The following is a 4,353-nucleotide window of genomic DNA, read 5'->3' on the forward strand; positions in this document are numbered from 1 at the left end:
ATGAAGGGCTCTGCGTAGCGCCGGCGTAATCTGGTGTCTACCCTTGCGTCAGGAAGAAGTCTTCGCAGCGACAGATCGGACGTCGACGAAACCGGCCGGCACCGGCCGTCGGACGACTCAGGACGACGCTGCGCTTTAGTCGTGCCCATCCCGCCGAACCGCGGCGGCGGTGAGACTTATCCGGCGTAGCGGTCGCGCAGCCGTGTCAGCGTCGCCTCGATGCCCCGTGCATTGCTCTTCACGAAACCCGTGCGCTGGTAATACTTCAGCCAGGCCTTGACCGGCCCCGAGTCGGAGTAGTCGAAGGTCTCGGTGACCTTGGTGGTGGTGGGTGTCAGCGCAAGGAATTCCCAGCGCCAGTGGTGGCCCACCGGATGGCGCCACTCGATGAGCTCGTCCGGTTTCAGGGCGGTGACGACGCTGGTGATGCGGTAGGGCACTCCGAACATCTTCATCTTGGTGCCGAACCGTGCTCCGGCAACGAGTTTCGACGGTCCGTGGGCGTTGTCACCGACGGTGCCCGAGCCGTCGAGTTCACGATGGCGACGTGGGTCGGCGACGATGGCGAACAGCTCGGCCGCGGCCGCGTTCACCTGCACCGAGCGGCTCACCCGATCCGGTCCGGCGTCGACGGTGACAACGGGGTCAGCGGTCATGGTGGTCCTCCTCGGACATCCGACGGGTTAGGGGTCCGTTGCGTTTTGATCAGGTGAAAGGTTGGTTGCCGAGTGCACGCTTGTTCGCGACCCTTCTCTCGAAACGCGTACAACAAGCGTACTTTCGGCATTGAGTTCGCGGCGAGAACGGACGGACTCCTACCACATCAATTTGCAGCGGGACCGTCAGGGCAGGGGTCCGACGGCGCCTTCGGCGGCGCGAACGAGCTCACCGGATTGCGCGAGTCTGACGGCGGCGGCGATCTCGGGGGCCAGGAAGCGGTCCGGTCCCGGCCCTTCCACGTGTTCGCGGAGCGCCGCGATCACCGCGCCCGTGCCAGGGGATGGCGTCAACGGGCGGCGCATGTCGATGCCGCGCGCGGCGGTGAGCACCTCGATCGCCAGCACCGTGGTCAGCCCGTCGACGGCGCGGCGCAACTTTCGCGCCGCCGACCATCCCATGGAGACGTGGTCCTCCTGCATCGCCGATGAGGGGATGGAGTCCGTGCTCGCGGGGTTGGCCAGGCGCTTGAGCTCGGAGACGATGCCTGCCTGCGTGTACTGCGCGATCATGTGGCCACTGTCGACGCCTGGGTCGTCGGCCAGGAACGGGTTGAGACCATGGCTGCGGTTGACGTCGAGGAACCGGTCGGTGCGCCGTTCGCTGATGCTCGCCACGTCGGCGACGACGATCGCCAGGAAGTCGAGTACGTAGGCGACCGGGGCTCCGTGGAAGTTGCCGTTGGACTCGACGCGCCCGTCGAGGGTGACGACGGGATTGTCGATGACGCTTGCCAATTCGCGTTCGGCGACCATGCGGGCGTGGGCGGCGGTGTCGCGGGCTGCGCCGGCGACCTGCGGTGAGCAGCGCAGCGAGTAGGCGTCCTGGACCCGCGTGCAGTCGGGGGTGCGGTGGCTGGCGACGATGGCGGAGTTGGCGAGCAGGCGGGTCATGTTCGCCGCGGCAACGGCCTGCCCGGGGTGTGGGCGCAACTGCTGCAGGTCATCGGCGAAGACGCGGTCGGTGCCGAGCTGGCCTTCGACGCTCATGGCGGCCGCGACGTCGGCGAGCCGCAGCAGATGGTCCAGGTCGGTCAGCGCGAGGACCAACTGGCCGAGCATGCCGTCGGTCCCGTTGATGAGCGCCAAGCCCTCCTTCTCGGCCAGCGTGACCGGCGTCAGCCCGTGAGCCGCGAGAGCGTCGGCGGACCGCACCACGTCCCCGGTTCGCGTCCGCACCCATCCCTCGCCCATCAACGCAAGGGCCACGTGCGCCAAGGGGGCGAGATCACCGGAACACCCGAGGCTGCCGTACTCGTGGACCAGTGGCGTCAGCCCGGCCGAGATCAGGTCCGCGTAGGCCTGCGCAGTGCCGCGCCGAACCCCGGTGCGTCCGCTGGCCAGCGTCGACAGCCGCAGCAGCATCATCGCGCGCACCACCTCACGCTCGACCTCGGGACCCGCACCCGCGGCGTGTGAACGAATCAGGCTGCGCTGCAACTGGGTCCGTCGTTCCTTCGGGATTCCTCTGGTGGCCAGCGCACCGAAGCCCGTCGAGACGCCATATACCGGAGTCGGTTCGTTGGCGAGCGCCTCGATCGTGTCGCGGCTGGCGTCGATGGCGGCCGCCGCGTTCTCCGAGATCAGCACCTGTGCGTCACGGCGGGCGACCGCGACGACGTCGTCGAAACTGACCGGTCCGATGTCGACGGTCACGGTCATGTGTGGTGGTTACCCTTCGACGGTTCGTTGCAGGCCATGGCTCAGTCTGGCAGGACCGGTGTCGGTGGCGCCGGATGACGGGTAAACACGGTCGATCGCCCTAGCGCAGACCGGAGTCGGGTGCGACGGGCCAGCCGATCTCGGTGCGCCACGCGCCCTCGTCGGCAGTGTCGTGCGGCCCGACGAGGTAGGTCTCGTGGACTGGGCCCGCGATGGCGAGCGCATGCTGGTCCACCCACATGCCAAGGGCGCCGTAGGTCACGTCGATGTCGGTGTGAGCGCCGCGGTGGACGGTGACCGCCACGTCGGCCGGCGGGATGACGAATGGCTCGACCCGTCCGGATCGGGGCGGGTCGGCCACGGGTACGTACACCACCAGACGTCCACGCTCGTCGGTGAACAGCTCGTTGTCGTAGAGGCCCCCCGGTGGTCCGGTCGGAACCCGACCGGCCTCGCCCAGCGCGGTGCGCAACTCGTCCATGGCCTCGCCGTACCAGGTCAGCACGTCGGGCAGGCTCACGATGTCGCTGATGGCGGCGGCGACGGTCGCTGGGTTGGTCCGCCTCTGGACGTCGATGGTCGCGACCGGATCGAGCAGGCGGTGCAGCGCGGCCACCGCGTTGCGGGTGTGCGCCAGCTGTGTTTCGAGACGTTCGAGGTGGCGGCTGATGAGCTGCCCACGCGCGTCGGGGTCGCCGGTTCCGAGCAGGTCGGCGATCTCGCGCACCGGCATGCCGAGGTCGCGGAACCGGCGGATCGTCTGCGCGACGGGGATCTGGCCGGCCTCGTAGTAGCGGTAGCCGCTGTGGGGATCGACCTCAGCGGGCTCCAGTAGGCCCGATTCGTGGTAGCGGCGCAGCGTCTTGACGGACAGATGCGTCATCCGGGAGAAGTCTCCGATGCTCAAGCGTCCGTGCATGGCTTCAGAGTCTGCAGTCTCCCAAGGGGGAGGGTCCACCGGGGCGACCGTCCTTGACTCTCCCCTGGGGGGAGTGGCCATCGTGGTGGCAGACCGACGACCGCTACGACCCGAAGAGGAATCATGCCCACCACGACCGAACTCGTCGCCCGTTACTTCGAACTGGCGCCACGGGTCGACACCGAGCCCTACTTCGCGCAGTTCGCCCCCGACGCCATCGCGGAGGACGAAGGAGTCACCCACCACGGCATCGAGGCGATCCGGGCCTGGCGCGCGACGGTGCCGCCGGTCACCTACACCGTCCGCGACGTGCAGTCCGTCGGCGACGAGCACATCGCACGCGCCGAGATCGCCGGCGAATTCCCAGGCAGCCCAGTCACTCTCGCGTTCGGATTCACGTTCACCGACGCCGGGCACATCCGGACGCTCGCCATCAGGGCCTGAGACGGGAGCGCTAGGCGCGGTTGGCAGTGCTCCAGCCGGCTCGTTCGCGCGGTGTCGTCGCACCCCAGATGCCGTAGGTCTCAGGCGTTCTGACTGCGTGCTCGCGGCATTCGGTGATGACGGGGCAGCCTCGGCAGATGCGCTTCGCCCGCTCCTCCTGGGCACGACGGCACGTGCGCGTCGCGTCCTCCGGGAAGAAGACCTCCGACGGCAGATTCAGGCAGCGCCCGCGCTGCTGCCAGGTCCACTCCTCGAGAACCGGCCGCGGCAGGTGGGAAACCGCGGCCGTCGGCGTCTTGCTGCTCCGCGTGGCCATCGTGCTCCTCCGATGTCGGGATTCGCCAGTGTGCGGCTCTTGGGCCGGATAGCCCTTCCATGTTCGCTCGGCGCCCGCGGGGCGAGGCCCGGTCCGGATCACCGCGATTCGATGTCTTGTCGACCCTGGACCCGCAAGCGAGCATCACTGTCAACCACCTGTGAGAAGGGGACTGCCGTGAGCCAACCCGCCCCCGGGTCGAATTCCGAACCCGCGGAGACCGCCGAGACGTCCACGCCATCGCCCTCGTGGCAGGACGCCGTCGGCCGGATCGGCGTCGACTGGTGGGCGACCAT

Annotated in this window: 5 protein-coding genes; 1 reads left to right on the forward strand and 4 read right to left on the reverse strand. The window is 68.6% G+C overall.

Features of this window, described 5'->3' with window-relative positions:
• Positions 1-176 precede the first annotated feature (176 nt).
• The 3 genes from ACRDUX_RS05460 to ACRDUX_RS05470 form a co-directional block, all read right to left on the reverse strand.
• Positions 177-656 (reverse strand): SRPBCC family protein, encoded by a 480-nt coding sequence (locus ACRDUX_RS05460; protein WP_526411763.1) that lies wholly within the window; start codon positions 654-656, stop codon positions 177-179.
• A gap of 186 nt (positions 657-842) precedes the next feature.
• Positions 843-2,378, reverse strand: coding sequence for a histidine ammonia-lyase (hutH, locus tag ACRDUX_RS05465; RefSeq protein ID WP_526411765.1), 1,536 nt, complete (start codon positions 2,376-2,378; stop codon positions 843-845).
• 100 nt (positions 2,379-2,478) lie between these two features.
• Positions 2,479-3,297: a MerR family transcriptional regulator gene (locus ACRDUX_RS05470; protein ID WP_526411767.1), complete on the reverse strand. Its 819-nt coding sequence runs from the start codon at positions 3,295-3,297 to the stop codon at positions 2,479-2,481.
• Between the two features lie 123 nt (positions 3,298-3,420).
• Between ACRDUX_RS05470 and ACRDUX_RS05475 the strand changes: the two genes are divergently transcribed.
• Positions 3,421-3,741: a nuclear transport factor 2 family protein gene (locus tag ACRDUX_RS05475; RefSeq protein ID WP_526411769.1), complete on the forward strand. Its 321-nt coding sequence runs from the start codon at positions 3,421-3,423 to the stop codon at positions 3,739-3,741.
• A 10-nt stretch (positions 3,742-3,751) separates the two neighbouring features.
• On the opposite strand, the gene ACRDUX_RS05480 is transcribed toward ACRDUX_RS05475, so the two are convergent.
• Positions 3,752-4,057, reverse strand: coding sequence for a WhiB family transcriptional regulator (locus ACRDUX_RS05480; RefSeq protein ID WP_526411770.1), 306 nt, complete (start codon positions 4,055-4,057; stop codon positions 3,752-3,754).
• Positions 4,058-4,353: the final 296 nt, after the last annotated feature.

This window comes from Mycobacterium sp., assembly GCF_050701675.1.
Lineage (GTDB): Bacteria > Actinomycetota > Actinomycetes > Mycobacteriales > Mycobacteriaceae > Mycobacterium.

What these genes read in the sequence shown, in the direction of transcription:
- ACRDUX_RS05470 (WP_526411767.1), bottom strand. Translation starts at nt 3,297, where the DNA reads ATGCACGGACGCTTGAGCATCGGAGACTTCTCCCGGATGACGCATCTG.
- ACRDUX_RS05460 (WP_526411763.1), bottom strand. Translation starts at nt 656, where the DNA reads ATGACCGCTGACCCCGTTGTCACCGTCGACGCCGGACCGGATCGGGTG.
- hutH (WP_526411765.1), bottom strand. Translation starts at nt 2,378, where the DNA reads ATGACCGTGACCGTCGACATCGGACCGGTCAGTTTCGACGACGTCGTC.
- ACRDUX_RS05475 (WP_526411769.1), top strand. Translation starts at nt 3,421, where the DNA reads ATGCCCACCACGACCGAACTCGTCGCCCGTTACTTCGAACTGGCGCCA.
- ACRDUX_RS05480 (WP_526411770.1), bottom strand. Translation starts at nt 4,057, where the DNA reads ATGGCCACGCGGAGCAGCAAGACGCCGACGGCCGCGGTTTCCCACCTG.